This window comes from Cohnella faecalis, assembly GCF_003570905.1.
Classification (GTDB): Bacteria; Bacillota; Bacilli; order Paenibacillales; family Paenibacillaceae; genus Cohnella; species Cohnella faecalis.
Map to the genome: position 1 here is coordinate 205135 of NZ_QXJM01000040.1, position 26110 is coordinate 231244.

The window sequence follows — 26110 nt, forward strand, 5'->3', positions numbered from 1 at the left end:
ATGATTTCTTCGTTCCTTATTTGATTTTCCGTGCTAAAATCCGGCAATCGGCTTTAGCCCGCAACGTCCCGCTTCGTGAACAGAATCCAGGCGGCCAGCTGGAAGACGACGTAGTAGGCGACCAGCATCGTGATCGAGAAGGACAGCGTCATTTCCGGCCGGATTGGGGTTGAGCCCTCCAAATATTGCGTAAGATCGACATTGGCGAACAAAAGGTATTTGACCCATACGTATTTGCTGAAAATCATCGTGATCGAGCTGCCGACCAGCATGAACAGAAGCGAGAAGGCAATCGCCATCGAAGAGCTGCGGAAGGCCGCCGAAATCATGAAGGCGAACGTGACGTAGATTAGAAGAGATACGACGCTGTACCCGTATTTTTGCAGTGCGATCCCGATCATGGAGCTTTCATGGACATTGCCGTCGGCTCCGATCGACAAGTGCGGCGCGCCCACACCGTCAAAGCCTTGGAGCACGGCTCCGGCGCCGAAGGCGACTACGAAGGACACAATTAACAGAAGAAGCGCGAAGCCCATCGTCGCGATATATTTGCTTAGCATAATTTTCGAACGGGAAGCCGGTCCCACAAGCAAGAGCTTAATCGTTCCCCATGAAAATTCGGCCGCAATCATGTCGGCTGCGACGATGACGGTTAATATCGTTACCAATATGATGAGCTGGGAAGAGTAGTAGACGTAGTCCCACAACGATTGCTCGTTCGGATTGACGTCGTGCGCCAAGTAATATTCGTTCAGCTTGACCTCTTTCTCCAAGTACTCTTTATGCTCCGCTCCCAGCTCTTTGTCCGTCTGAAGCTGCGTCTGCATTTGTTGATTTTGCGCAGTCAGGCTCGCCTTCCAATTCGGATCCTCGCTTGGGCTATCCCATTTAATCAATCCGCTCATGAGCAGCAAAGCGAGCACAAGAAACCCGACCATCAGCCATGTACGGGGACGGCGGTATATTTTCATATTTTCGTTACGAATTAATTGGCTTAAACTAGACAACCATCTCACCTCCGGTCATTTCCAAAAATTGATCTTCCAACGATTTCTGAGTCGCATGAATGCCATAAATATCAAGCTCCGCGTTCACCAGCAGCCTTGCGATGTCCGGAATTCGAGCTCGATCCGTGACTAGCTCCAGACGGTTGCCTTGAAGCGAGACATTCGCATTCTGGAAGGAAGCCGAGACTAATTCGTACGCTCTGCGGGGATCGTTCACATCGATCGCGATCTTGTACGGCTTGGCCTCGTCCGCCGTTTCCTGCAAGGAGCGGACATCGATAAGCTTGCCCGCCTGGATGATCGCCACGCGGTCGCACATCAGCTCCATCTCCGACAGCAGGTGGGACGAGACGATGACGGCAATTCCCTCTTCCCGCGACAGCTTGCGCAAATAATCGCGAAGCTCGCGAATGCCCGCAGGATCGAGCCCGTTGGTCGGTTCGTCCAGAATGAGGACGGAAGGCCGATGCAGCAACGCCTGCGCGACGCCAAGTCTCTGTCTCATCCCGAGAGAATAGCGCTTAACCTTCTCGTGTATTCGATTCTGCAGTCCGACCAGCTTGATGACTTCCTCGATGCGCTCCTTCGTTACGCCGCTATGCCGCCGCGCAAAATGAACCAGGTTCTGATACCCGGTCAGGAACTTGTACATTTCCGGATTTTCGACGATCGCCCCGATATGGGTCATCGCGAGCTCGAACTGCTTGCGGACCGAGATTCCCTTCACGGCAATCTCTCCTTGGGTCATCGAGATCAACCCGACGATCATGCGGATCGTCGTCGTCTTGCCCGCGCCGTTCGGCCCCAAAAATCCGAACACTTCTCCGGCCGGCACATCGAAGGACAGATCGTCGACGATGCGGCGGTTGCCGATTTTTTTCGTTACGTTCCGAAGCTTCAGAACGACTTCTTCCTGCTGCATGCTGCTTCATCCTCCACCCGTTTTTCTGAAGTATACCGGGAATTCGTCCAGCTCAAAATAGCCCTGGGATGAGTCCGGCACTGTACTTTAGTCGAGGTGCGGCTTGGCAAAATACAATCGGCGGGAAGTGTGGTCGAGTGCGCATCAGTGGGACGTGGTACCGTACATTCGGCGAGAAGTGTGATTGAGAGCGCATCAGTGGGACGTGGTGCCGTACATTCGGCGGGAAGTGTGATCGTGAGCGCATCAATGGGACGTGGTACCATACATTCGGCGGGAAGTGTGGTCGAGAGTGCATCAGTGGGACGTGGTACCATACATTCGGCGAGAAGTGTGATTGAGAGCGTATCAGTGGGACGTGGTACCGTACATTCGGCGGGAAGTGTGGTCGAGTGCGCATCAGTGGGACGTGGTACCATACATTCGGCGGGAAGTGTGTTCGAGAGCGCATCAGTGGGTTGACCGCCGGAATGTTTTCCCAGATTGCGCTCTGCTTGATCTATTCAACTCGCATCCACCACCAAGGAATCCCTTTCATTACCTTAACAGCTTCATTAACCCCGATATTTAAAATAAAAAATAGTCGCATGCAGCTCGCCGTTCGAAGATTGCGCATAGTTCGGAAGACGTCCGGCTTGTATGTAGCCTAGCGAACCGTACAGAATGTTGGAAGGGTCTCCTTCCCTAGTATCGAGAACCAGCAATGACCTGCCCTCCCGCTCGGCTCTTTTTTCCGCCTCCTGCATAAGTAAACGTCCGATGCCCTTGCGCCGATAGCCGGGATGAGTCATTAGCTTCGCGATCTCGGCCCGATGGCTGCCGTTCTGCTTCGTACACAAATGCAGCTGTACGCTGCCGACTATCCGTTCGTTCAGTTTGGCGACAAATAGAATGGCTTCGGGACTAATAACATTTCCCCAGTACTGCTCGGAATCCGCAGGGCTAAGCGGGGGCAAAAAACCAATCGAAGCTCCATCCTCGACGACTTGAATCAGAAGCTCGGAGAGCTCCGCAGAACTCTCTTCAATCGACTGTAATTGTTCAATTATCACCTTGCTGCCCATACAATCCCCTCCTCGTTCTGTCTATATGAATCATATTGAATCTTGCCCGTTTATTTGTCATACAAAATCGAACGAATTCTCTCTTCGCTAAGTCCAAATCTTGCAGCAAGCTCGATAATACTAACCCCCTGCTGCCGAAATAGAAATTGGATTTCCATGTTGCGCTTTTCAAGCTGTTCACGCGATCCGTTGGCGCTCCCCCAGCTCTTTCTTCCTTTTTGAGGAATATAGAGATGAGCCCCTTCTACATATTTTTGTATCTCCTCGATCAGGTGCTGCGGAAGAATTTGTTTGGCATTCACGTACTTTTTCATCATTCCCGCCCCTGTTTCTATACCGACCTGTACAGCGCGACTTGCCCCATAGGCGCCAATAGAAATCCTTCCGCGCAAAGGGCTATCATACTTAACAAATTACGCGAGGACATACGCGTTCCCGCGTAAGCCACACCTAGCTGCTTCATTGAAGCCAACACGCAACGGACAAAACGTTGAATTTCCGAATAGGAGCCTTGATGGTTCCAAGCTGGCCGAATATGTATGCCCAATGTGTTGGTTCCCCACTGATTCTCATGCCTGTTCACTTGATAGTAGGCAATTCCAACCGTTCGACCGTTATCCGGATCGACTAACTTTAGAAAAATGTGATCCGGCGACAGCTCCTCGTAATCATATCGAAGCGACTCCGCGATCAAGTCCTCCCCATCCTCTTCCAATATGGCTGCGATCTCTTCCAAATCGATCTCGGTGGCCGGTACGACATTGTCAGTCGCCAACTCGCCAGGGGCTTCCCATCTTCTGAAATCCTGACATACTACCCATTGACTATAATACGGCTCCGGCTTAAAGCCGTAGGTTGCCCAATAATCGAATTCTCCGTTAGTCAGTTGGCCCGGCAGGATTTCGGAGAAGCAGGTTAGTTTTCTGCCGCCTTTGCTCTTAACAAAAGCAATGCCCGCCTCAATCAATGGCGCCAAACCGGCCTCACTTCCCTCCACGCAGCCTAGCATGTGCAGGTTTCCGTTGCCGCTCTGATGAAGCGTAACTGTCACGACAGCAACGATTTCTCCGTTGCTCTCAAGCACGAAGCCTTTTGAACTCCGACTAAGCAAGGATGAGTCCCCGTTGTCCGGAAAATAGTTTTCTTTTCGAACGATCCTATGGCTCGTATCTACGGAAAATGAGCCGTTCATATGGATCCCGATTCGTTCTCCGCGTCTCCTGTGCTCCTCCCAAACCAAGCGATCAAAATAATGGAAATCGTCGTCCTCGCGAAACTCGCGTACCGCTTCGTTTTGCCCCATAGGTTTTCTCCTCGCAACCTTATTGTTGCCCCTATCATGGCATAAATTGGCGCGATTCAATAGATTGACTTTTTTTCAAACAAAAGAACAGATAAAAGACAGACCGTAACAGCTCATCCTAAGGATTGAAATGAAGCCTTAGTCTAAACCGCCAGAGGAGCGAGCGGGATCGACCAGGCTGCTTTCTTCACCGGAGGGCTCCTTGTTCCATTGTCGTCCCCACCTATGCATCTCCCTGCTGTTCACGTTCGGCTCGTTGCTATGCGCAGTCGCTCCGGGCATCGAGTCGTTAGTCGCTTTTCGAGTTGTTCAAGGAGCGGGGGCGGCATAGTCATTCCGATCCTGTTCGCTTATACTTATCGGCTCAGCCCTCCCGAGCAGGTCGGCTGCTTATCGTCATTATAATAACGCTTATCGGAGTCTTGCTAAGCGCCCTAATCCCCGAAGCGTCGGAAAACAACAAAGAAAACGACGCTATACCCAAGTAATGTCGGCCGGGAGACATCGCTCGTTAGCGGTAGTTTCCGGTCTTTTTTGCCTGCGCCGACTAGCGCTCTTGCTCAGAGAAAGAAAAACATCTATGCTCCTACCCGGACATTGCCTTAAAATTAGAATATAACCCTAGAAAATTCGATGACGCAGGAGGAGCTTATTCAATGTCGGACAATCCGAAACATACGGAAATCTATTCGGAGGATAGCCGCCACCGTCTGCAAGCCGACTGCGAAAGCTGCTTCGGCTTGTGTTGCGTTGCGCTTCCTTTCGCCGCTTCTTCGGACTTCGCCATCGACAAATCGGCCGGACAGCCTTGTCCGAATCTGCAATCGGATTTCCGCTGCGGCATTCACAACAGTCTCCGGCAGCGTGGCTTTCGCGGCTGCACGGTTTACGACTGCTTCGGCGCCGGACAACAGGTTTCTCAAGTTACCTTCGGCGGACGTCATTGGCTGCAAGCTCCGGAAACCGCGAAGCCGATGATCGAGGTGTTCCCGATCATGAGGCAGCTCCACGAACTGCTCTGGTATTTGACGGAAGCGCTGACGCTGCAAGCGGCGCATCCGATCCACGACAAGCTCGGCTGGGCGCTCGACGAGACGAGACGTCTCACTCGTCTCGACTCCGACTCGCTTCTGGAGCTGGATGTGGGAGCACACCGCGCCAATGTCAATACTCTGCTTCTGCAAGCCAGCGAGCTTGCTCGGGATGAAGCTCGTCGTCGGCATAAGCCCCCCGTCAAGCAGCGGAAGAATGTAGGACGAGGAGCCGATCTTATCGGGGCCAACCTCAGAGGAGCCGATCTTCGCAGCTCCAGCTTGAGAGGGGCATACCTTATAGCCGCCGATCTAAGAGGGGCCGACTTGAGAGCGGCCGATCTCATCGGAGCCGATTTCAGGGATGCGAACCTTTGCGGTGCCGATCTTACCGGCAGCATCTTTCTCACGCAAGCTCAGCTAAATGCAGCGAAGGGCAATGCCGACACCAAGCTGCCGTCCTCACTGGTTCGCCCCGCCCACTGGTCCGGCTCCGACAAAGAACGTTAAGCATGACAACAGCCAAATAAACACGCCTCGAAACTCATCTCAGTCTGACCGCCTTCTTAAAAAGATAAAAAGCTGCGACAGCCTGCCTGCCGGCAACCGTTCGCAGCTCTTCAACCTATGTTCCGCGCGGGTTCTTCGCCCCTTCAACGCCACAAGCCATAACCGACATTTCAATTGCGCGAGCACCTTGACGCTCACCCCCGATTTCGTCCCCGCACACGGCCTTCTCTAACGTGCTCCTTATTAGAGCCGTACTCCCCGTCATACCGGACAAAGCCGACTCGCTGCCTGATAGGATAGCTGAAGTCGAAATCACTTGGCCGCCCGTACAAGCCGTAAGTATCTCCCGGATGCGAATAGTCGCCGAACTCGTCTGCATCCCTTTCCTTACCGATAAAGGGTCTCATCACGCATGCCTCCTATTGATCGCGCCCGGTTACTTCATCCCGCTAAACGCAATTCCACGAACAATTTGCTTCTGCCGAATCAGAAACGTATATCGGAGCAAGCCGCTCAGCTCAATACTCGACTTTCTTGCGAAAACGACAGTGACCGCAGCCGCGTTCCACATCTTGAAGCGCTGAAACGTCAAATTATAAATATGCAGCACCATCGTCGTCGTTGAATTCAGCGGTCGACCGTTCGTCATGCTCAGCACTTGCCTGAACGACGGCTTATGACAAAAAGGAGACCAAACGTCTTTCCCGTTCGGTCTCCAGTTAACTGGTAGATATTCAAATGATTCAATTGGCATAGTCGGTCGGATCAACTGCAACATTGGCGAACCAAAGCTCGTCTCAAGACTCTAGTAAGACAGACACCTATGACAACAAGGAGAATGTACACCATGAAAATTCGATTGATGTCCGTCATGATGGCCGCTGTTTTGATGGGAGGCTTGCTCAGCGCATGTTCCGGCAAAAATAACGCAAATAGCAGCGGCAGTCCGTCGACGGCGACAAGCGAAGCTTCCTCTAGCCCGGAGGCGAGCCCAAGCGCCTCGGAAGAGCCCAGTCCTAGTGCGGAAGCGAGTCCCGGCGAATCGGCAAGCTCCAGTCCGGAAGCGAGCCCAAGTCTCGAAGCCAGCCCAAGCCCGTCCGGGAAGCCGAGCGCAGATCCGGCTCCGAGCAAAAAGCCTGCTCCGAGCAAAGACCCGGCTCCTAGCAAGAAACCGACTCCCAGCAAAGATCCGTCCCCGAGCAAAGAACCGACACCGAGCAAAAAGCCGACGCCTTTTCCGTCCCCATCGCCTAGCGTGAAGCCGGATGCGACCTCACCGGCGACGAAAGATATCGTGGACACGATGCTGGAGCAAGTCGAGCAGCCTCGCCTAATCGAGTTAGAGAGCGACAAGCTGAAGGATATCTACTATCTCGATCCCGAGCTGCTGACGGAATTCACGATCCGCATGCCGCTCATGAACGTCAAGACGAACGAAATCGCCGTTCTCAAGGTCAAGAACGCCAAGGATATCGCCGCGGTCAAGAAGGGCTTGGAAAAACACGCCATCGACGTTCAGAAGCAATTCGAAACGTACCTTCAAGACCAATACGAGAACGCCAAAAACTATAAGATCGTCACGAAAGGCAACTACGTCCTCTTCGTCATCTCCGAAAGCGCGGACGATTTGGTGAAAGCCTTCTCCGACATTTTTGAGAAAAAATAAGTCGCAGCTGCGAGACTGCGTGCAAATAATAAAAACGGCCTGGAGCAGATTGCCCTCGGCCGTTTCTTTGCATCCGTTATTCCCGAGCGTCCCGCGTTACCAGCCGAAATCCAACGTTTTCCCCGACTCGGCATACGTCTTGATATTGCTAAGAATCATCGGCCAGCTCTCCTGCGTGCTCTCATACGATGGGTGACCCTCCGGCCAGCGATCGTTAATAAGCATAAGCTTCGTGCAGCTGCCTACCTTCTCCAATTCAAGCGTCACCCGCGTTTCGAGCTCGGCGTGGTTCTCGCGATAGGATGGTCCGGGATGCTCCGTATAGCTCATCATCCGGTTCGGCTCGAAGCCCAGTACATTGCCGTAGACATGAACCGTCTCGTCGCCATCGTTGCCGGGACCCTTGTAAGCATAGGGAGCTCCGATTTCAAAGGTCGAGTCGAGCACACATCCGAAAAAGATAGCCTTCGTTCCTTCGGGCGTTACGAAAATCCGCCATACGTCCTCCGGTTCGGCCGCGATATAGACGACGTACTTCAAATCATTCATTATTCGTCCTCCGTTCCATAGATATCTTCTTGACCATGAATCCATTAGAGTTTCTGTTCACTATTATAGTGCAGACCCGGGACGCTCGTATTGTAAATACGCGACAATGCGGTCCGAATTCAGGCAAGCACTTTTTCCAATATTAAAGCCACTCCGTCCCGATCGTTGCTTGCGGTTATTTCATCTGCGATTTCTTTCAGTTCCGATATGGCATTCCCCATTGCGACCGAATACCCGGAGCTTCTGAACAAGCCTATATCGTTATGATCGTCGCCAAATACGATAACCGAATCGGCTCCCGTTCCATAGATCTCGCATAGCTTCGCAACGGCCTGCTCCTTCGACGCGCGGAGAGGCATGATTTGAATCAGCTGATTGTTATCCGTCGCGATAAGATTTACCCGGTGAGCGAACGCTTCGTAAAGAGGCTGAAGCTCTATCTCTCCCGACAGCAATAGCTTGGTCGCCTCGTATTGCCTCAACTCTTCCAGAGACTTGACGACGGGATTGGCTTTGACGTTCATGACGACAGAGTAGTCGAGCTCCCTCAAGCCAAACCATTCGTCCCGGTATTCCATCGTAAGCTCTGCGTCGGGATTCCGATTTAAGCAGAAGTCGATAATTTCAGCCGTTAAAGACGCGGGAATGGATTCATGCCATTCCGTACCGGTATGTCTGCATATGACCTGAGCCCCGTTGTAATAGACGAAAGCGGCGATGTTATGCAGCTCTTCGGGCAGGAACTCCTTGACCGCTCTGGGCGGGCGCGCCGTCGCTATAACGATTCTCATGCCTTCGTCGAAGCAAGCGAGCACAGCGGCGAGATTGCGTTCGGATACTTGTTTTGCCGAATTGAGATAAGTTCCGTCAAGATCGAGAACAACGACCGAAAATTTCATAAGCCCTCCTGATTTGCGTCCGTCCTGTTCGACTCTATGGTTGGTTAGGCTCCGTGTCCCACTCCCTCAAGTCGTCCTGCTGTTTGAATTTTAAATTCTGATCTTTTAAATAATAGATATTCTCATCGGGGTAATGTACGACATCGCCTGTCTCATTGGTTCCTATGTCTAGAATCTCCAATACATCTGTACCCGTGTTAATAAATTGATGAGCGTTGCCTTGGCCTGCCGGCTTGGCGACGAAGTCGCCCCGGGATACCGCAAGCTCTTCTCCGTTCATTCTTAGCGTTCCGTTCCCGCTCAATATGATGAAAAATTCCTCTTGCTTCGAGTGAGTATGATATTTTGCGCTTTTGGCACCGGGTTGAATTTTGTCGATATTGATATAAAGCTTCTCGCTGCCCGCGGCGCCACCCAAAAACATCGTGCTGGCTTTCCCTAGATAGTCGCCAATAAATTCGTCCGGAATGGAGTTGATGTTATGAATTTTCCGCAACTCTATCCCCTCCCATTTTTTCCAATAGTCTATCACATTTTCGAAAAAATACAAACGTATGTTCCTTTTTCCGAATTGTTCGAGCTAGAACTGAACCGCTATCGGCTTCCGCTTGCGCCGGGTTAACAGCCATTGCGCAAAAAACAAGTTGGGAACCCAGCAGAGCCATGCGATCACGCGATAATAGTCATTGAAATGCTCCAAGCCGAACACCGCCATGCAAATGGGCAAATAAAGCCTCAAGGTCACAGCCGCGAAAGTCAGCGCGTAGTTCCTTGTCATCCATCTCTGATGCTCCGCCCGGTCCTTCTTGACGGCAATAGCCCGAATGCCCCGAACTAATGTATACAGCCACAAGATCGACAACAGGAGAAACCCGACGCTGGACACCCAGCCGCCTGTGGCATAGAACGACAAGTAGAACCCGCTAATTCCACCCAGCAGCACGCCGACGCTGTAGATTCTGCCTATCGCCTTGTGCAAGCGATAAGATCTCGATCTAAGCTTGCTGATGAACTGCAGCCACCCTGTGCAAATGGCCGCTATGGCTGTCGCGACATGGGTATAGACCATGACGTACCAAAGATCGTTCAGATTCATTTCACCCAGTTTGTCTTGGACGAGACCGGATTGATCGGCCCCCATGACAAAATATTGCACACCCAAGTACAAGCTCAAAAAAATAGCCAAAAATGCAACAATCGACAGCCATTTGTTAGTTCGGATCGCTCTTAACACGGACGTCCCTCCTCATATGGGCGAGGGAGCGCAGTTACCCTCGTTAAGAAAATTTTACTAAATATGTATGAATAAATAATCCGCCTCCAGCAGAATCCTCGACTGGACTTAAGACGGGTTGCAAAGTTTGACGATGATAATCATTATCAATATAATGGAAGGGACACTAAGGATTTGCGGAGCATGAACGGCCGTTAACTAAGAGGGAAGAAGGTTGAAGCATGAGCGAGCAGCTGGAATTATACGATGTCACGATCATTGGCGGCGGTCCTGCCGGCATGTATACAGCTTTTTATAGCGGAATGCGCGATTTGAAAACCAAGCTGATCGAAGCCCGGGAAGAGCTGGGAGGAAGAATTCTCATCTATCCGGAAAAAATGATCTGGGATGTGGGCGGCCAAACGCCGACGCTGGGAAGCAAGCTCATCGAGCAGCTGATTCAGCAGGCGTGTACATTCGATCCGACGATTGTTCTCGGCCAGCATATTACCGCATTCGAGCGTCAGCCGGACGGTACGATCCTATTGACGGCAGCGACCGGCGAGCGTCACTGGACTCGAACCGTTATTCTCGCCATCGGCTACGGCATTCTCCAATTGGCGAAGCTGGAGATCGAGGGGGCCGATCGCTTCGAGGTGAGCAATTTGCATTATACCGTTCAGGAGCTGGAAATTTTCCGGGGCAAAAGAGTGCTGATTTCCGGCGGCGGGGATTCGGCGGTCGATTGGGCGAACGCGCTGGCGCCTCTGGCCGCAAGTTTGACCGTCGTGCATCGCCGGGACAAATTCGGCGGTCATGAACGGAATGTCGCAAATATGAAAGCTTCGTCGGCTAACGTCCTTACGCCCTATGCGGTGGAATCGCTCCACAGCTCCAACGGCAAGGAAATCGACCAGGTCACGATCAGCCACGTCGATACCGGCGAACGGCAAAGCATTGACGTCGATGCGGTCATCGTGAATCACGGACTTCGGTATAATTTCGGCCCGATCAAGGATTGGGGACTCGATATGGGCGACTGGAACGCCAACGTCTCCGGCCGGATGGAGACGAACATTCCCGGCATCTTCGCGGTCGGAGACTTCGTAAAGCATGACAGCAAGGTCCACTTGATCGCCGGCACGTTCACCGATGCCGTCAATGCGCTCAACAGCGCCAAGCTGTATATCGACCCGCAGGCGGAAAAGGTCGCATACGTCTCTTCCCATAATGCGAAATTCAAAGAAAAGAACCGGCTGCTTGGCGTCGTGGACGACGACGGCCATTAATAGCGGCTCGCCAAGGCGACCTCCTCGCGGGGGTTTTCTTTTTTTTCGTGGGCATGAAGAAAGGGCATATCCTTCCACTCGTATATCGGTTATAGTCTTTGGTGAGAAAATATTCCATAAAAATGAAGGAGAGATAGTCAATGGCGATCAACGATATTTGGATTAATCTCCCGGTGAAGGATCTCGACAAGTCTGCGGAATTTTTTAACCGAATCGGAATTTCCGCGTTCAATGGCGGCGACATGGTTCGCCTGCTCGTCGGGGATAAACAAACGGTCGTAATGCTGTTCCCCGAGTCTACCTTTCAGAGGTTTACGGGAAATGAAATCTCGTCAACGAGCCAGGGTACCGAAGTGCTGCTGTCCATTGGGGCGGAAAGCAAAGAAGATGTGGACGATCTGATTGGCAAAGTGACGGAAGCGGGCGGCACCGTCTACGGCAAACCTTCCGATCAAGGATGGATGTACGGAGCCGGTTTCGTCGACTTGGACGGGCATCGTTGGAACGTGCTCTACATGGACTTGAGCCAGGCTCCTCAAAAATAAAGGGAATCCTCCGAATTCCAGCACTTAAGAATAGGGTCGTGAGAGGCCTTCATCAATAATCGAATGAATGCCTCTCGTGGAGCAAACCTAACCTACAATTAATCGAGCCGCTTCGTTAGAAGAATTTCCAACGGCTCGTTCTCCAGCAACAAGCATCCGGCATCCTTGTAGCCTAATTTTCTATAAAAGTGCTGCGCGCCTTCGTTAGCCAGAGTTGAAGTCATGACCAGACTGCTCCCCTGCTTTTTCATTTCGCTCTCCCAATTGAGAACCACGCGTTTGCCGATGCCGTTATTCCGATATTCCTCGTCAATCCAGAGCATGTTCATGAAGGGCGTATTGTCCCAAAAATACCCGTGCCTCATCCATCCGATGTTCTCTCCGCCGGAATTGCGAAGAATGACGATTTCGTTGCTCCTTATTTTCGGTAATATCAGGCTTTCCAATAGATGCTTATCGCGAGCGAGAATATAAGGGTAATCCGACTCTGTCGCATATTCGATTCTCATTGAAAGGTTCTCCCGTCCGCTTAGAATATCTGCAAAAATGGGCTTTGCTTAACTATATTCCAAATTATTCATACTCTCGGCAGAGGAAATGGTTGCTCTAAGTGCCGCAAAAAGGGAGCTCCCGATTCAGGAGACTCCCTCTTTGTTTGCTTTTTCGTTACCGTCAACGGCCTGAACGTCCGCTTCCGCCCTTGTCGCCGCAATAACTTGGAACCCGTAAGGATCGAGCCGCACCTTGCAGATTCCGCCGGATACATCGACCGCTTGCCCGGTAAACGCATCCGACCACCGACCGCCGGACAACGGAACCGCAATCTCCCTCGTATCTTCGTCCGGATTCATCAGAACAACGATCCGTTCGCTGCCATCCGACCGTTCGTAGGCGAGAAGCGTGTCCCGTTCTTCCGCGCGCAGAAAATTGAACGCTCCCGAACGAAGCGAGGAATATTTCTTCCGCAGAGCGATCACGTCCCGATGGAAAATGAATAATTCCCTGTCTTGTCTGGAATGATCCCATTCCATGCATCTGCGATTGTCCGGATCGAACTCGCCGTCCATCCCGATTTCGTCGCCGTAATAGATGCATGGCACTCCTGCAAAAGTAAACTGGAACAGCACGGCCAGCCGCATGATCCTCTTGTCTCCCTTGCACAAGGTCAACAGCCTGACCGTATCGTGAGTGCCCAGATGGTTGAAGGAGGCTTCGAGCGCCTGCTTCGGATAACGGACGAGCAGCTCGCTCACGCGATCCGCAAACCTGCGCGCGTCATGGTGGCCGAAGACGAAGAAATCGAGGACGGCATTGGCGAAAGGATAATTCATGACGCCGTCAAATTGGTCTCCCTGCAGCCACATGATGGAATCGTGCCAAACCTCTCCGAGTATATACGCTTCCGGGTTCGCTTGTTTGACGACCTTGCGGAATTCCCGCCAGAACGAATGGTCGACCTCGTTGGCAACATCGAGACGCCAGCCGTCGGCTCCAATCTCCTCGATCCAATAGCGGGCAACGTCGAGCAAGTAGCTCCGCACCTCGGGATTGGCCGTATTCAGCTTGGGCATGGTCGGCTCAAAAGCGAACGTCTCATAGGTTGGAATTCCGTTCTTCGCTACACGCAGAGGCCATTTCCTGACGAGAAACCAGTCGGCATACCTGGATTCCGCCCCCTTCTCCAGAACGTCGACGAACGGCCGAAAGGTTTGCCCGCTATGATTGAACACGGCGTCCAGCATAACGCGAATGCCGCGATCGTGACACGCCTGCACTAGCCGCTTGAGCAAGTCGTTCGAGCCAAAATGAGGATCGACCTTCAAATAATCGCGGGTATCGTACTTGTGATTGGCGGGCGCATCGAACAAAGGATTGAAATAGATCGCCGTTACGCCAAGCTCGGACAAGTGGTCCAGCTTATCCCACACGCCTTGAAGATCTCCTCCGAAAAAGTTGTCATACTCCGGCCTGCCGCCCCACGGCTGTACGTTCGGCGGATCGATGGCGGGATCGCCATTGGCGAATCTATCTACGAACACTTGATAGAAGACGGCGTCCTTCACCCAGGCAGGAATCTTGAACACATCCTCGGGATGAAGCACCGGATACTCGTACAGACCCAAATGCTGAGTCGGAGCCCCTTCGGAGAAGCCGTTCTCGGTTGCCCACCGGCGCTCTTCTCCCTTGCACAGAATAAACCCGTAGCAAAGCCTGCGGTAAGGCGGCCGAACCTCCGTCTCCCAATAGTCGTACCGCTCGTCCGAGACGATTCGCGTCATCGGCGCTTCCGTCATTGCGCTCCACGGCAAGCACTTGTCTCCGTGAAAGATGCGGACGGCGTCAACATCGTCTCTCTTGGTGCGAATACGAAGCTGAATCGTCGTCTCATCGAGCGCATAAGCCCAATTCAGCTTAGGGCGATGATAGTAAGCTTCCAGAAACATAACGGCCTCCCTCTCCTATCTAGCAGCATTATCCTTTTTCCGCCCCGGCCGTCAGCCCTTCGATCAGGAACCGCTGCAAAAAGACGAACAACAGCGTAATCGGGACGGCGACGAGCACGCATCCGGCCGCGAACAACGTGAATTCGGTCGCGAACTTAATCTTGACCATCTTGAACAGACCTACGGCGAGCGTAAGCTTGTCGTCATCGGTCAATACCATATTGGCAAAAATAAAATCGACGAAGCCGCTGCTGAAAGAAGTAAGCGCGATAAAGACGAGCATCGGCTTCGACAGCGGCAGCATGATTTTCACGAATATCGTCCAATGGCTCGCTCCATCGATCTTGGCCGCGTCGATCAAGCTGGAAGGGATCGTGTCGAAGAAGCTTTTGACATACAGGTAGCCCATGGACGCCCCCGCGGAATAAACGACGATCAACGCCATATGCGTATCCAGCAGCTTCAGCTGCAGCAGCAGGATGTAGACCGCAATCATGCTCATGAAGCCCGGAAACATGCCGATCACGAGAAGCCCGAGCATAATCTTCTTGCGCCCTTTGAATCGGAATCTGGAGAAGACGTATCCCGTCAACGTGACGATAATGGTAGAGAAGATCATAGTAAAAAAGGAAACTTTCAGCGTATTCGCGAACCATTGCGCAAAAGGGTATTTGTCGAACAAGGTGCGATAATGCTCCAACGTAAAAGAATGGGGAATCAGTTGCTCGCTGTGCAGCGCCGTGCCCGGACGAAAGGAGGACATGACTACCCACAGAGCGGGATACATGCACGCGATTCCGATCAGGGTCAGAGCCAGGTAGCCGAAAGAGAGCTTGATAACGTTCGATTTCTGGCGGCTCTTCAATGAAAGTCACCCTCTTCCTTGAAAGCTTTCGTTCTTCTAATGTTCCATATGGACAAGGAGGCAATAACGATGAAGATAAACAAGCCGATGACTGAGGCGTAATTGTATTTCCCTTGGGTCAGCGTCAAATTGTACAGCCACGTAATCAGAATGTCCGTGCTGCCCGCGAACTTGTAGTCCGCATTGGCGGGCGCTCCCCCTGTCAGCAGGAAGATCAGATTGAAGTTGTTGATGTTGCCGGCGAACGACATGACGAGAATCGGTCCGAAAGCGTACATAATCGACGGCAGCGTAATCGCTCTGAATTGCCGGTAGCCGCTGGCTCCGTCCATCTCCGCCGCTTCGTACAGGTCCTTTGAGATGGTGGAGAGTATGCCGATAATCATCAGCATGGTGATCGGGAAGCCGATCCAGATATTGACGATAATGACCGTCACCTTGGCCCAGAACGGATCGGTCAGCCACGGCAGCTTGCCAAGGCCGAAATAGGACAAATATTGGTTGATAGGGCCGAATTGGCCGTTGAACATGTTTTTCATAATCAACAGCGAAATGAATTGAGGAATGGCATAAGGGATAATGAAGAGCGTCCGCCAAAATCCTTTGAACCGGATGCCCTTCATTTGCACGAGGAGCGCGACGAGGAAGCCGCCGAAAAAGACGGTGACCGTTGCGCTGACCATCCATATAAGCGTCCACACCGTTACTCCGATGAAGGTTCCGCTCCACGCCTTCACATTGAACATGTCGACAAACGACTTGAACCCGGTCCAATCGACGAGCTTCGCCGGAGGCAAGTAGTTCGGGAAGGAGAAATTGGTAAAGGCAAGCAGCACCATGAACAAAATCGGCATCGCCGTGAAGAATACAACGAGGAGCAGCGGAATGGACAAAACCAGCAACGGGAACCGCTCTTCCGTTATCCTTTTTACGGTGGTTCCGAACCCGTTCGCCGTCCCCCCTTCGTCCCGAAGCTTCCCTACCCGATAGGCATCGCGAATATTCAAAGCATAGATATAAACCAGCACTAGAGCCGCCAGCAATGCGATAATTCCTTCCACCATCAGGAAGATGGAGTGATCGCCCCGCACGTTGACGTATACTCTGCCGACCTTTTCCAGCCGATCCGCCTTATCCCCTAATGTCACCAAGCCCCATAACGCTTTCGGAAGAACGGTGATGATAAAATAAAGCCCCGTAAAATAAAGGAGCAGCATGAGAAGCCCTTTCATATACTGACGGTTGTATACTTGTCCCAATCCCATGCCGAGGACGGACAGACTCGCTGCCGTTTTTCGATGCCGTGACACTGGATAGCCCCCCTTTATTGCCCGTACATTCGTCGAGTATTCAAGCCATCCCCCATCTATGAAGACGGTTGATGGCTTGTTGATCTCTTCGGATTAATTAGTCGTTCTGCGTGGAGATGCCGATTCGAATATCGTCGACGGCTTTATCAAGAGACGCCTTCACATCTCCGCCGTTCCAGATCAGCTCCATCGCTTGCTGGATCGGAACCCAGACGGAGTTCATCTCGATAATCGAAGGCATAGGCATGGAGTTCTCAAGCTGCTTCAGAGCGCTGACTACCATTTCGTTGTTCTTGATAGCAGACTCTTCCGCCATTCCTTTGCGCGCCGGGATGAAGCCGGACATTTCGAAGTTTTTCAACAGCGCATCCTTCGACGTCACATATCTTGCGAACAGCTTCGCCGCGTTCGGGTATTTCGAATATGCGCTTACGTAGTACGCTTTAACGCCTGCGAAAGAGATTGGAGTCTTGCCATTCGGCAGCGTAGGCAGCGGAATCATCGTGGCGTTGAAGCCAAGCTTCGAGAAGTTGCCGATATTCCAGACGCCGTCCAGATTGATGGCCAGCTTGCCATCCTGGAACAGCGAAGTTTTGATATCGTCCGAAGCGTCGGCGGGAGCCATCGGCAAAATCTCCTTCAGCGTACGGAAAAACTTCATGCCTTCAACCGAGCCCTCGTTGTTCAAACCGATATCGTCCGGGTTCGTGCCGTTGTTGCCGAACACGTAGCCGCCATAGCCGGAGAAGAACGGATAGAGGAAGTAGAGCGTATCCAAACGGGACATATAGCCGTATTTGTTGTTCTTGATGTCGTTGAACGATTTCGCGAAGGCGATGATGTCGTCCCAAGTATTGAGAGGGGCGTCCTTAACCAAATCCTTGTTGACGAATAGAGCGTAGGTTTCCATATTTCTCGGGTAACCGTACAGCACTCCGTTGTTCGTCACGGCGTCGACCGCAGGCTGAATGAACTCTTCTCTCGTCTGCTCTTCGTAATAATCGTTCGGCAGCACGAATCCGCTTTTTACGGCATTGCCCAGGTCATTGTGAGGCTGCGTCAAAATATCCGCTGCGGTTCCTGCCTGACCATCCGTCTTCATCTTCTCCAGCTGCTCGGGCCCCCTTGCTCCTGAACCTCGACCGGAATGCCGTATTCAGCCGTGAATTGCTTGGCAATTTCCTTCAGAAACGGCACTCCGTCCTTGCCGTCCCATACGAGCAGCTTCGCGCCGGGCTCCGGCTCGATATCGCCTGCGGATTCCACACCCGCCGACGAAGGGCTGGCCGACGGCGTTTCCGTTGCGGTTGGCGCAGGGGTTTGTTTTTCGTTGTTATTGCCGCTTCCGCAAGCTGCCAACACGAGTACGAGCGTGAATACGAGCGAAGTGATAACCGATCTTTTTAACATGAATGACACCCATCCTTTTTGTATATAATAAATGAAAGCGCTTTCATAATGTGCGCAGGCAAAGAAGCTTGCCTAATCTGCACGATTTTCATCATGATGAGGACTGACCGGAGCTGTGCTTTGCCTAACCTTCAAGCTAACCGGCAACACCACCTTTCGCGAGTCGTAACGGAGCTCTTCGCTGATTTGGTCGAGCAGAAGCTGAACCGCGATGTTACCCCTTTCCGCGATATCCTGCTTAACCGTCGTAAGAGACGGAAGCATATAATCGGTGTAAAATAAATCGTCGAAGCCAACGACGGATACGTCTCTCGGCACTTGTACTCCCAATTCGTGAAGCCCTTTAATCAGACCCATCGCGCCCACGTCGGAAAATACGAAAACAGCCGTAATTTGCTTCCTTGCATCGGTAATGTATTGCGCCGCTTGGTATCCGCCGATCGTCGACACCGGTTCTTCCCGGATCAAATCCGGATCGTAAGGCAAGCCCGCCTCTTCCATCGCTCTGCAATAGCCGAGCCACCTCATGTGGCTGACTCCGCCCTCCAGAATTTTGCCGGTAAGGAGCGCGATTCGGCGATGGCCCAGACTGATCAGATGCTTGGTGCCCAAATACCCGCCCACTTCATCGTCCAAATATATTTGGTAAAGGTTCGGATCGGACAAGTAGCTGTCCATGAATACGCAAGGGACATCCAAGGATAAGATTTTTTTGAAAATCGGGGATTGTTCATAAGTGCCGACGACAATCAAGCCGTCCAGATGTCTTTCTTGGACGAAGGAAAAGCTCTCCTCCTCGTCCACTCCGAGCAGAATAACATGAAGCCGATGGTTGCGGGCTCCTTCCTCAACACCCAGCACCAGATGCCAGTAGAACGGATTGTCCTGAAGCCGGCCTTTCTCAAGGAAAGGGACGACGACCGCGATCAAATGAGATTTTTTGTCCCGCAGATTACGGGCGGAGGCGCTTGGAGAAAACTCCATCTCCTCGATCACTTGTCTAACCTTGCGAATGGTATCGGGAGATGTCCGACCCGAATTGTTAAGAACGTTGGACACGGTCGTGACCGATACATTCGCTCGTCTGGCGACGTCTTTAATCGTTACTTTTCCCACCGAATTCACCTATCCAAATGTGATTTAACGTTTCATCTATCGTGCTGCAAACTATACCGAATATAGCAGAAGATAGCAGCATAGTCCAATCCAAGGCTTCCGACAAATTTCACCGGTAAGTTGCTTGTGATTGATGAAACGTTTCATCAACATGATGATAATATATTATAGGGATTTATTATTGTCAATGCTATTTTTGATAAATCGTTACCTCAACTTTCGGAATCTCTTTTTTCAATCGTCGGGTTGTCCAATCTTCTCAAAATGTACGCCTAAATAGCTATAAAGCGTCTACAAATGCACAAGCCTCCAACCACGGCCAAGGTGGGGGAGGCTTGTGTTCCCTACATGTACGCTCTTAAAGCGGTGTTCAAAAAATCATAAATGTTGACTGTTACGCGCTGTGTCCCATGCCCTCTTAAATTCAGCAACCGCAGCATATCTTAGTTCGCGCCGATCGCTGACTGCACGCAAAGCCACCTCGTAAAGCAATGGTCCGGCATCCCATCCGGAGTAGGAACGGTCCATCTCCCCGCCCAGCAAGCCGAATGCAATGGCTCCCATGTTGAATACATTAGTTCTGGAATCAATTGGAGCGCCTAAAATAAACTCTTCAGGTGATTTCGAACGCATTGCGCCCCAAAAATCCTCTCCCAAATCATTGATAGAAGGCGCCTGTCGGTAAAAATCAATGTCGCATATGCGGGTTATATCGTTTTTGAAGTCATACAGGATGCTCCCGTCGTAAAAATCGACAGCGACGTATCCTCTGGCTTCGACATGCTCGTGAAAAGAAAGGATAGTATCCATAGAGTCCAAACGTTTTTCTATCGGCAGTTGCTTAAATCGATAAAACGGCGAGCCGGGATGGTTGTATTTAGCCGGCGGCGGGAAGGACCAATGCGAGTGCAAGCACTCTCCTTCAAACCACTCGAACACCGCCGCATGTCCCTTATCGACTGCGAAGTGGTCAACCAGCTTGATTAGTGCGGGATGCTCTAGCTGTTGATACAAAGGTATCGCTCTTAACAAGCGTGCAACCGCATCATCCGGGCTCCCTGTGTACGCAAGAGGGCTTGCACCGGCATAATTAATAAATCTTTTCCGTCCGTTTATTTCCATGCCGAAACTAATATTTCCGGAATCCTGCTGGTCGAATACGCAGAATGCATTCCCCAGATGATTCAGCCATCGAAAATCGTGATGCTCTTGAAGCTGAAAAGTAACGTCTCCTAGCCGAATAGAAATCGGATCATTTATTACAGAGTCTTTTTCCATACGTTCCTCCCTGATCTGACGGGGAATCACGCTGTTTGCCGGGCTAATTTGGCGTTATCCCCTGAGTTTGTTGCGCCCGAATACGGTTAAGTTCCTTTGGCATAAGACAACCCCTCCTGCTCAATGATTAGTTAAAATATATAATTTGTGTTTATTTAAGTAAAGGTGAAATACTACAAGAAAACCGCCCGGGCAGTCGCCTCGGACGATTATTCGATAGCTCTATGGTTACGTTCTGCAGCTGCAGTTGAAGTGATAGAGCTAAGTAAGCTTGTCAGTCATCCTGCCGGGATGAAAAACGTTGCACAGCCGTGCACAACCTATGATACCATTACAGCATAGACAACACGGATGGGGACGGATGACGATGGATTCGCAATTGACGATGTACATTACGCTTGTCAGCGTATCGGGCGTATTCAACGCATTTCTCAGCTTATACGTCTTCTTCAGACGGAGCGAAATTCCGGGCGCTCGAACCTTCATCATCTATACGATAGCGCTATCCATCTACAGCTTCGCCTATGCCTTTGAGCTGGCCAGCGATACTCTCTGGAAGGTGAAGCTATGGACCGTCATTCAATATATGGGAATGCCCTTCGCCGCGCCGCTCGGCTTAATGCTCATTCTCCACTATCTGGGGTGGAAGGTTTCGCGGAAGGGTGCGGCAGCTCTGCTCGTAGTCCCGTCCATTACATGGCTAATGGTCGCAACCAACGATTATCATCATCTGTTTTACAAAGTGATTAGGCTCAAGGAGAACCTCCCTTCTCCCCTTCTGGATATTGAGATCGGAGAATGGTACATCGTTCACGGCATCTATACCTTCAGCTGCTTGCTGGCCGCTGCCGCGCTGCTGCTGAGCCGCTGGAAGCAGACGCGAAAATCGTATCGGCTGCAGCTGTTCACCCTCATTTGCGGACAGTTGATTCCAATGGTCACCGCGTTCCTGTACCTTGTCGGTGCGACGCCTGCGGGAATCGATCCGGTGCCGATGGTCATGTGCATCACCTCAGGACTATACATATGGGCCATTCTATCGATCAAGATGCTCACCGTCATTCCTATCGCCAAAGAAACGATATTCGACAGCATGGGAGAAGGCGTTATCGTTCTCGATTCGGCAGAACGGCTTATCGACTACAACCGGGCCGTCGGACGGATGATCCCTTCGTTACGGCCGGCCATGCTCGGCAGAACGTTGGATCAAGTATGGACAGAGCTGACCGGAGCGTCCTTTCCGTTCATTCGTCAGCCGGATGGCAGTGCGGAGGAACTGGCGTGGACCTCCAACGGCATGGAACGATTCTATGAAGTGCGCTCTTCCGTCCTGCGGCATCGGAATGGTGAACAAGCCGGCAGCCTGCTCATGCTCATCAACGTGACCGAGTTGAAGCGGCTTCAGCAAGAGCTTGAGCATCAGGCTTTCTATGACGGCCTTACGCAAATTTTCAATCGTACGCAATTCATTCGCCGCGGCCGGGAGATGCTTGCTGAATCCCTCAGGCTAGGAAACCCTTTTACGGTCATGCTGTTCGATATCGACTTTTTCAAGCGCGTTAACGACAATTTCGGCCATGAGACGGGAGACAAGCTTATCGTGCATGTCGTATCCACGTGCAGACGGCTGCTCTCCGCAGACATGCTATTCGCCCGCTACGGAGGCGAGGAATTCGTACTCGCGCTGCCGTCCAGCCCTCTTCTGGATGGGAGCTCGATAGCCGAGCGTCTGCGCGCAGAACTGGAAGCGCACCCCCTGCTAACGGCAGGCGGAGAGATTGCCGTAACTGCAAGCTTCGGAGTCGCACAGGCCGAGATCGGCCGCGACGAAACGCTGGACACGCTGCTGCGCAAAGCCGACGAAGCGCTGTATGCATCCAAGCGCAATGGGCGCAACCGCGTCAGTGAGTATGCGGCACAGGGACCGACTCCCGCTATGAGATAGCGCTTATCGCCCTCTAATGAGGGCTTTTTATTTTCTCACTTTAAAATTGACAATGATAATCATTTTCAATTAAAATAAACAAACAATGATTTTATAACTATCCTTGACTATCCAAATGTCTTTTCATCATACCCATTGAAAGGAGAACAAAGAGTTGGCGAATGTACTGCTCGTTTATGCAAGCATGACAGGAAATACGGAGGAGATGGCCGATGCGATTGCGGAAGGCATTCGCGCTGCGGGAGGGACGTTAACCGTCAAGATGGTTATGGATGCTCAAGCCGCCGAATTGTCCCAATACGCCGCAGTTGTCCTGGGCGCCTATACGTGGGGGGATGGCGAGCTTCCCGACGAGTTCCTGGATTTCTACGAAGCAATGAACGACCTGAATCTGTCGGGAGTAAAATCCGCGGTATTCGGTTCCTGCGACTCGAACTATCCGGAGTACGGCGTGGCCGTTGATATTCTCATCGAGAGACTGAAGGCACGAGGTTCGGATGTCGTTCTGGAAGGGTTAAAAATCGAGTTTGCCCCTAGCGAGGACGAGAAAGAGGTTTGCAGACAATTCGGCGAGCAGCTCGTGCGAAGCGCGAGGGGAGACGGAGGGGAGATTCCTCATGGGTCTGCTGTATAATTATTGTCAATCCATTCAGAATAACAAAGATCACGGGATTGAACGGGAGCATCTGGGTCCAAGCGGCGAGACGGAGCCCTCACTTTCCTTGCTTGCGCTAATGTCGCGCCCGATCGGCAGCGACAAAATGGTCTCGGACTACGACGCGCCGGCAAAAAAAAGCTGACCGTTGTTCGGTTCGTTCGGAATATGGAAGGGCCGGCCGCATCCTCGAAGGGGGGATTGGTCGGCCCTTTGTCTAATAGAGATGTTTAGAGCGAAGGCTCGTTATCTCCCATTTACGAAATGATTCAAAAGGTGGAAAACGATGAGAACCCGAACGGTGGAAAACGACTTTTTGAAAGGCACGATGTTCGAGATCGTAGAAGCCCGCTGCGACAACCAGCCTCCTGATTGGATGAAGCGGCTCAAGTCGATCAAGCATCACGCCCTGATCTTCCTAGACGCCGGAACCGGCACGCTCATCGTTAATGGCCATCCCTCCAAGCTTATTCGGGACAGCTTCTATATGTACGCGCCTGGAACAAGGCTGGAATTGCAGCTCCAACCCGGATCCGGGTTGAAGCTCTACGCGGTTATGTTCGACTTGTTCCGGACAGTCGCCGGATCGGATTACCAGCGTTCATATGTTCGGGACCTGACTTTCCCCTTCCAAGGACAGCATCGGATGAGCGGCGGCCGCTTCAAGCGTCTCTGCCGGCTGCTGACCTCCGAAGGAGAAGCGCTCTTAGAGCGCAGACGCTTCCTCGGTCAACAATATCTCTATGACATTCTGGACGATCTGCTAAACGCCGCTTCCATAGCCGCCGACGAAGACGATGTGGAAACCCGTCTTAATCGCTCCATCAGCTACATATTGCGCAACTACAGGGAAGATATTCGAGTCGATAAGCTAGCCGGGCTAGCTCGGCTCCATCCGACTTATTACACACATGTATTCAAGCAATCGATGCGGAAGCCGCCTGTCTCGTTCCTGACCGATTTGCGCATGAGCAAAGCTAAGGAGCTTCTCCTTCTCACCAACAAGCCGATACGCGATATTGCCCGAGATGTGGGTTACGAGGACGAATTCTATTTCAGCCGCCGATTTAAGAAAACGAGCGGAATCGCCCCCAATTCCTTTGCCAAAAAAGATGATATGAGAGTCGTATCGTTGTCCTTCCCTTACACCGATCATCTTCATACTCTTGGAATCGTACCGAGCGCCGCTCAACTGCATCCCTTCCTTCCCATTCAGACGGTCGCGTTGAAGCTGCCGGAGCATGCCATCGATCCATGGGAAATCGATCGACAAGTTTTTATCGATGCGCAGCCTGACCTCATACTATGCAAAGACAACGTTCTCCCGAGAGCCAGAGAGAACATTAATGACATCGCCCCGATCATCTCCATTCCATGGTCGGGGGAGGATGTGTACTCCCACTTGTCCAACATCGCCGAACTGGTCAACAAGCAACCGGAAGCTAAGCAGTGGCTGGAGCTTCATGAGCGAAAGTCGGAGCGTCTACGAGCCCGGGTTCGGCATGCAATCGGCCAGAGCACGGTAACGATTTGCGTGGCAAGAGGGGAGAAGCTGCGAATTTATGGCGCGAGGAATATCGGCCATGTCTTCTATCGGTCACTTCGACTGGCTCCGCCGGATGCTGTCGCGAAACGCATGAAGCCTTATCCGGCAGGGACGATTCATAATTGGATAGCTATCCAGGAAGACGAGCTCATCCATTACGAGTCTGATTTCCTGTTCTTCGTCGTCGGGAACGAAGAAGATCTTAAGAGGGTTCACCGCTTAATCCGCACTAGTTCGTCCTGGATGATGCATCCGGCCGTTCGCGCCAACAAAATTGGATTTCTCAACTGGGACAAGTGGATGATCTATGCCCCCTCCATGCTTGATGTACAGCTCGAAGCCGCTGCACAGCTTCTCACCGGATCAGCCCCCTATTAGCGAGCTGATCTGATCGGATGAATCCGGTCTTATCCAAGAAAAATCCATGAGAACAAACTTGAATAATGACATGTACGAATCGAATGGGACGGCTATAATCAGTAAATGATAATAATTATCATTTCTGTTTCCAAGGGGGTTGCGGACCTACAACTACGATATGAAGCCCAAAAAAACATACGCGATTTGTCTGTGGTTCATCGCTGCCGTCGCCATATTGATCCTATCAACTTTCATAGCCATTTCCTACGGAGCCAAGAGCCTATCCTTATCGTCGGTATGGTCGGCAGTTTTTCAGTATGATCCAACAGCAACCTCGGATCAAATCGTCCACGACATTCGCCTCCCCCGAGTGCTGGGCGCGGTCGTAACCGGGATGGCTTTCGCCGCTGCGGGTGCGATTATGCAAGGGGTAACCCGCAATCCGATGGCGGATACGGGAATTCTGGGCGTCAATGCCGGTGCGTCCTTCGTCGTGGCGCTTAGCTTCGCCTTCCTTCCCGGCCTCGCTTATTCCGGACTGATCGTCATGTCCTTCACCGGGGCGGCGATTGCCACTCTTCTCATTGTTCTGCTCGGAAGCGCGACCCCGGGGGGACTGACCTCGATAAGACTGACCATTGCCGGAGCGGTTGTGGCAGCGATGCTTCACTCGTTAAGCGCCGGTATAGCCATTTACTTCGATCTCAGCCAAGATCTCGCTTTCTGGTATGCGGGAGGCGTCGCGGGAGTGAAGTGGTCGCAATTGAAGCTGCTAGCGCCCATTATTCTGGCTGCGTTGATTTGGGCGATTTCAATGGGCCGCTCCATTACGTTCCTGTCTCTTGGCGACGAGTCAGCCGTAAGCCTGGGAATCGATACTCGACGGGTACGCATTCTAGGGATGACGGCCGCTGTTATTCTGGCAGGCGCTTCCGTATCCGTTGCGGGGGCGATCGGTTTCGTCGGCCTTGTCGTTCCCCATATCGCGCGCCGTCTAGTAGGCGTGGATTACCGGGTTGTGCTGCCCTTATCCGCTTTGCTTGGCTCCATTCTGCTCGTATGGGCCGATTTCGCCTCGCGAATGGTGAATCCGCCGAAGGAGTTCGCCATCGGCGCCATGGTCGCCTTGGTCGGTGTACCCTTCTTTCTTTATTTGGCTCGCAAGGAAGGGAGATCGATGTAG

Annotated in this window: 29 protein-coding genes; 9 read left to right on the forward strand and 20 right to left on the reverse strand. The window is 52.0% G+C overall.

Going from position 1 to position 26110, the window contains the following annotated elements:
• Window positions 1-53: 53 nt before the first annotated feature.
• From D3H35_RS22350 to D3H35_RS22370, 5 genes are all read right to left on the reverse strand, one after another.
• On the reverse strand, window positions 54-1007 hold the full coding sequence (locus D3H35_RS22350) for an ABC transporter permease (RefSeq protein WP_119151409.1): 954 nt from the start codon (window positions 1005-1007) through the stop codon (window positions 54-56).
• Window positions 1000-1929, reverse strand: a complete 930-nt coding sequence (locus D3H35_RS22355) for an ABC transporter ATP-binding protein (RefSeq protein WP_119151410.1) — start codon at window positions 1927-1929, stop codon at window positions 1000-1002. The genes D3H35_RS22350 and D3H35_RS22355 overlap by 8 nt, the downstream gene beginning before the upstream one ends.
• A 554-nt stretch (window positions 1930-2483) precedes the next feature.
• Window positions 2484-2993, reverse strand: a complete 510-nt coding sequence (locus tag D3H35_RS22360; RefSeq protein ID WP_119151411.1) for a GNAT family N-acetyltransferase — start codon at window positions 2991-2993, stop codon at window positions 2484-2486.
• Window positions 2994-3043: 50 nt separating this feature from the next.
• Window positions 3044-3310, reverse strand: coding sequence for a CD3324 family protein (locus D3H35_RS22365; RefSeq protein WP_233568092.1), 267 nt, complete (start codon window positions 3308-3310; stop codon window positions 3044-3046).
• A gap of 14 nt (window positions 3311-3324) precedes the next feature.
• Window positions 3325-4296 carry a hypothetical protein gene (locus D3H35_RS22370; RefSeq protein ID WP_119151412.1) on the reverse strand — a complete coding sequence of 324 codons (972 nt, stop codon included), beginning with the start codon at window positions 4294-4296 and terminating at the stop codon, window positions 3325-3327.
• A 656-nt stretch (window positions 4297-4952) separates the two neighbouring features.
• On the opposite strand from D3H35_RS22370, the gene D3H35_RS22375 reads away from it, so the two are divergent.
• The gene (locus D3H35_RS22375; protein ID WP_119151413.1) at window positions 4953-5837 is read left to right on the forward strand and encodes a pentapeptide repeat-containing protein; all 885 of its coding nucleotides are present in this window, start codon (window positions 4953-4955) and stop codon (window positions 5835-5837) included.
• A 194-nt stretch (window positions 5838-6031) separates the two neighbouring features.
• On the opposite strand, the gene D3H35_RS22380 is transcribed toward D3H35_RS22375, so the two are convergent.
• The 3 genes from D3H35_RS22380 to D3H35_RS22390 all read right to left on the reverse strand — a co-directional run bounded on the left by D3H35_RS22380 (window position 6032) and on the right by D3H35_RS22390 (window position 7139).
• Window positions 6032-6244 (reverse strand): hypothetical protein, encoded by a 213-nt coding sequence (locus tag D3H35_RS22380; RefSeq protein WP_119151414.1) that lies wholly within the window; start codon window positions 6242-6244, stop codon window positions 6032-6034.
• Window positions 6245-6273: 29 nt separating this feature from the next.
• Window positions 6274-6486: a sugar ABC transporter permease gene (locus tag D3H35_RS22385; protein WP_119151415.1), complete on the reverse strand. Its 213-nt coding sequence runs from the start codon at window positions 6484-6486 to the stop codon at window positions 6274-6276.
• 116 nt (window positions 6487-6602) lie between these two features.
• Window positions 6603-7139, reverse strand: a complete 537-nt coding sequence (locus D3H35_RS22390) for a hypothetical protein (RefSeq protein WP_119151416.1) — start codon at window positions 7137-7139, stop codon at window positions 6603-6605.
• 1 nt (window position 7140) lies between these two features.
• On the opposite strand from D3H35_RS22390, the gene D3H35_RS22395 reads away from it, so the two are divergent.
• The gene (locus tag D3H35_RS22395) at window positions 7141-7503 is read left to right on the forward strand and encodes a DUF4358 domain-containing protein (protein WP_119151417.1); all 363 of its coding nucleotides are present in this window, start codon (window positions 7141-7143) and stop codon (window positions 7501-7503) included.
• A 96-nt stretch (window positions 7504-7599) separates the two neighbouring features.
• On the opposite strand, the gene D3H35_RS22400 is transcribed toward D3H35_RS22395, so the two are convergent.
• The 4 genes from D3H35_RS22400 to D3H35_RS22415 all read right to left on the reverse strand — a co-directional run bounded on the left by D3H35_RS22400 (window position 7600) and on the right by D3H35_RS22415 (window position 10185).
• Window positions 7600-8052, reverse strand: a complete 453-nt coding sequence (locus D3H35_RS22400) for an SRPBCC family protein (RefSeq protein WP_119151418.1) — start codon at window positions 8050-8052, stop codon at window positions 7600-7602.
• A gap of 119 nt (window positions 8053-8171) precedes the next feature.
• Window positions 8172-8951, reverse strand: coding sequence for a Cof-type HAD-IIB family hydrolase (locus tag D3H35_RS22405; protein WP_119151419.1), 780 nt, complete (start codon window positions 8949-8951; stop codon window positions 8172-8174).
• Window positions 8952-8985: 34 nt separating this feature from the next.
• Window positions 8986-9501 carry a cupin domain-containing protein gene (locus D3H35_RS22410; protein WP_199728585.1) on the reverse strand — a complete coding sequence of 172 codons (516 nt, stop codon included), beginning with the start codon at window positions 9499-9501 and terminating at the stop codon, window positions 8986-8988.
• 30 nt (window positions 9502-9531) lie between these two features.
• A complete protein-coding gene (locus tag D3H35_RS22415; protein ID WP_119151420.1) occupies window positions 9532-10185 on the reverse strand; it encodes a DUF2306 domain-containing protein in 654 nt (217 codons plus the stop codon).
• A gap of 221 nt (window positions 10186-10406) precedes the next feature.
• Here D3H35_RS22415 and D3H35_RS22420 point away from each other — a divergent pair, with 221 nt between their 5' ends.
• Together D3H35_RS22420 and D3H35_RS22425 are read left to right on the forward strand one after the other, a co-directional pair.
• Window positions 10407-11453: an NAD(P)/FAD-dependent oxidoreductase gene (locus D3H35_RS22420; RefSeq protein WP_119151421.1), complete on the forward strand. Its 1047-nt coding sequence runs from the start codon at window positions 10407-10409 to the stop codon at window positions 11451-11453.
• Window positions 11454-11593: 140 nt separating this feature from the next.
• Entirely contained in the window at window positions 11594-11998 is a 405-nt protein-coding gene (locus D3H35_RS22425; RefSeq protein ID WP_119151422.1) for a VOC family protein, read from the forward strand.
• 98 nt (window positions 11999-12096) lie between these two features.
• On the opposite strand, the gene D3H35_RS22430 is transcribed toward D3H35_RS22425, so the two are convergent.
• The 8 genes from D3H35_RS22430 to D3H35_RS22465 all read right to left on the reverse strand — a co-directional run bounded on the left by D3H35_RS22430 (window position 12097) and on the right by D3H35_RS22465 (window position 20421).
• A complete protein-coding gene (locus tag D3H35_RS22430) occupies window positions 12097-12507 on the reverse strand; it encodes a GNAT family N-acetyltransferase (RefSeq protein ID WP_119151423.1) in 411 nt (136 codons plus the stop codon).
• Between the two features lie 126 nt (window positions 12508-12633).
• Complete coding sequence (locus D3H35_RS22435) at window positions 12634-14442, reverse strand: alpha-glycosidase (protein WP_119151424.1); 1809 nt, start codon at window positions 14440-14442, stop codon at window positions 12634-12636.
• A gap of 28 nt (window positions 14443-14470) precedes the next feature.
• Window positions 14471-15307: a sugar ABC transporter permease gene (locus tag D3H35_RS22440; RefSeq protein WP_233568093.1), complete on the reverse strand. Its 837-nt coding sequence runs from the start codon at window positions 15305-15307 to the stop codon at window positions 14471-14473.
• Window positions 15304-16617: a carbohydrate ABC transporter permease gene (locus tag D3H35_RS22445; protein ID WP_233568094.1), complete on the reverse strand. Its 1314-nt coding sequence runs from the start codon at window positions 16615-16617 to the stop codon at window positions 15304-15306. Before D3H35_RS22445 ends, D3H35_RS22440 begins: the two co-directional genes overlap by 4 nt.
• 97 nt (window positions 16618-16714) lie before the next feature.
• Entirely contained in the window at window positions 16715-17719 is a 1005-nt protein-coding gene (locus D3H35_RS22450) for a sugar ABC transporter substrate-binding protein (protein ID WP_119151425.1), read from the reverse strand.
• Window positions 17716-18027 (reverse strand): hypothetical protein, encoded by a 312-nt coding sequence (locus D3H35_RS22455; RefSeq protein ID WP_119151426.1) that lies wholly within the window; start codon window positions 18025-18027, stop codon window positions 17716-17718. The genes D3H35_RS22450 and D3H35_RS22455 overlap by 4 nt, the downstream gene beginning before the upstream one ends.
• A gap of 72 nt (window positions 18028-18099) precedes the next feature.
• A complete protein-coding gene (locus D3H35_RS22460; RefSeq protein WP_119151914.1) occupies window positions 18100-19143 on the reverse strand; it encodes a LacI family DNA-binding transcriptional regulator in 1044 nt (347 codons plus the stop codon).
• 378 nt (window positions 19144-19521) lie between these two features.
• Window positions 19522-20421, reverse strand: a complete 900-nt coding sequence (locus D3H35_RS22465; protein ID WP_119151427.1) for a serine/threonine-protein kinase — start codon at window positions 20419-20421, stop codon at window positions 19522-19524.
• A gap of 361 nt (window positions 20422-20782) precedes the next feature.
• On the opposite strand from D3H35_RS22465, the gene D3H35_RS22470 reads away from it, so the two are divergent.
• The 5 genes from D3H35_RS22470 to D3H35_RS22490 all read left to right on the forward strand — a co-directional run bounded on the left by D3H35_RS22470 (window position 20783) and on the right by D3H35_RS22490 (window position 26110).
• Window positions 20783-22366: a histidine kinase N-terminal 7TM domain-containing diguanylate cyclase gene (locus tag D3H35_RS22470; RefSeq protein WP_233568095.1), complete on the forward strand. Its 1584-nt coding sequence runs from the start codon at window positions 20783-20785 to the stop codon at window positions 22364-22366.
• Window positions 22367-22520: 154 nt separating this feature from the next.
• Entirely contained in the window at window positions 22521-23000 is a 480-nt protein-coding gene (locus tag D3H35_RS22475; RefSeq protein WP_119151428.1) for a flavodoxin, read from the forward strand.
• Window positions 22984-23166 carry a hypothetical protein gene (locus D3H35_RS22480; protein WP_119151429.1) on the forward strand — a complete coding sequence of 61 codons (183 nt, stop codon included), beginning with the start codon at window positions 22984-22986 and terminating at the stop codon, window positions 23164-23166. The genes D3H35_RS22475 and D3H35_RS22480 overlap by 17 nt, the downstream gene beginning before the upstream one ends.
• Before the next feature lie 141 nt (window positions 23167-23307).
• Window positions 23308-24945: an AraC family transcriptional regulator gene (locus D3H35_RS22485; RefSeq protein WP_119151430.1), complete on the forward strand. Its 1638-nt coding sequence runs from the start codon at window positions 23308-23310 to the stop codon at window positions 24943-24945.
• Window positions 24946-25105: 160 nt separating this feature from the next.
• A complete protein-coding gene (locus tag D3H35_RS22490; protein ID WP_119151916.1) occupies window positions 25106-26110 on the forward strand; it encodes a FecCD family ABC transporter permease in 1005 nt (334 codons plus the stop codon).

Bases quoted from the DNA above. Each gene is read 5' to 3' on its own strand.
- D3H35_RS22490 (WP_119151916.1), top strand. From the start codon at position 25,106: ATGAAGCCCAAAAAAACATACGCGATTTGTCTGTGGTTCATCGCTGCC.
- D3H35_RS22465 (WP_119151427.1), bottom strand. From the start codon at position 20,421: ATGGAAAAAGACTCTGTAATAAATGATCCGATTTCTATTCGGCTAGGA.
- D3H35_RS22450 (WP_119151425.1), bottom strand. From the start codon at position 17,719: ATGAAGACGGATGGTCAGGCAGGAACCGCAGCGGATATTTTGACGCAG.
- D3H35_RS22370 (WP_119151412.1), bottom strand. From the start codon at position 4,296: ATGGGGCAAAACGAAGCGGTACGCGAGTTTCGCGAGGACGACGATTTC.
- D3H35_RS22485 (WP_119151430.1), top strand. From the start codon at position 23,308: ATGAGAACCCGAACGGTGGAAAACGACTTTTTGAAAGGCACGATGTTC.
- D3H35_RS22395 (WP_119151417.1), top strand. From the start codon at position 7,141: ATGCTGGAGCAAGTCGAGCAGCCTCGCCTAATCGAGTTAGAGAGCGAC.
- D3H35_RS22360 (WP_119151411.1), bottom strand. From the start codon at position 2,993: ATGGGCAGCAAGGTGATAATTGAACAATTACAGTCGATTGAAGAGAGT.
- D3H35_RS22430 (WP_119151423.1), bottom strand. From the start codon at position 12,507: ATGAGAATCGAATATGCGACAGAGTCGGATTACCCTTATATTCTCGCT.
- D3H35_RS22435 (WP_119151424.1), bottom strand. From the start codon at position 14,442: ATGTTTCTGGAAGCTTACTATCATCGCCCTAAGCTGAATTGGGCTTAT.
- D3H35_RS22365 (WP_233568092.1), bottom strand. From the start codon at position 3,310: ATGATGAAAAAGTACGTGAATGCCAAACAAATTCTTCCGCAGCACCTG.
- D3H35_RS22455 (WP_119151426.1), bottom strand. From the start codon at position 18,027: ATGTTAAAAAGATCGGTTATCACTTCGCTCGTATTCACGCTCGTACTC.
- D3H35_RS22480 (WP_119151429.1), top strand. From the start codon at position 22,984: ATGGGTCTGCTGTATAATTATTGTCAATCCATTCAGAATAACAAAGAT.
- D3H35_RS22380 (WP_119151414.1), bottom strand. From the start codon at position 6,244: ATGAGACCCTTTATCGGTAAGGAAAGGGATGCAGACGAGTTCGGCGAC.
- D3H35_RS22425 (WP_119151422.1), top strand. From the start codon at position 11,594: ATGGCGATCAACGATATTTGGATTAATCTCCCGGTGAAGGATCTCGAC.
- D3H35_RS22400 (WP_119151418.1), bottom strand. From the start codon at position 8,052: ATGAATGATTTGAAGTACGTCGTCTATATCGCGGCCGAACCGGAGGAC.
- D3H35_RS22405 (WP_119151419.1), bottom strand. From the start codon at position 8,951: ATGAAATTTTCGGTCGTTGTTCTCGATCTTGACGGAACTTATCTCAAT.
- D3H35_RS22470 (WP_233568095.1), top strand. From the start codon at position 20,783: ATGACGATGGATTCGCAATTGACGATGTACATTACGCTTGTCAGCGTA.
- D3H35_RS22385 (WP_119151415.1), bottom strand. From the start codon at position 6,486: ATGACGAACGGTCGACCGCTGAATTCAACGACGACGATGGTGCTGCAT.
- D3H35_RS22420 (WP_119151421.1), top strand. From the start codon at position 10,407: ATGAGCGAGCAGCTGGAATTATACGATGTCACGATCATTGGCGGCGGT.
- D3H35_RS22375 (WP_119151413.1), top strand. From the start codon at position 4,953: ATGTCGGACAATCCGAAACATACGGAAATCTATTCGGAGGATAGCCGC.
- D3H35_RS22355 (WP_119151410.1), bottom strand. From the start codon at position 1,929: ATGCAGCAGGAAGAAGTCGTTCTGAAGCTTCGGAACGTAACGAAAAAA.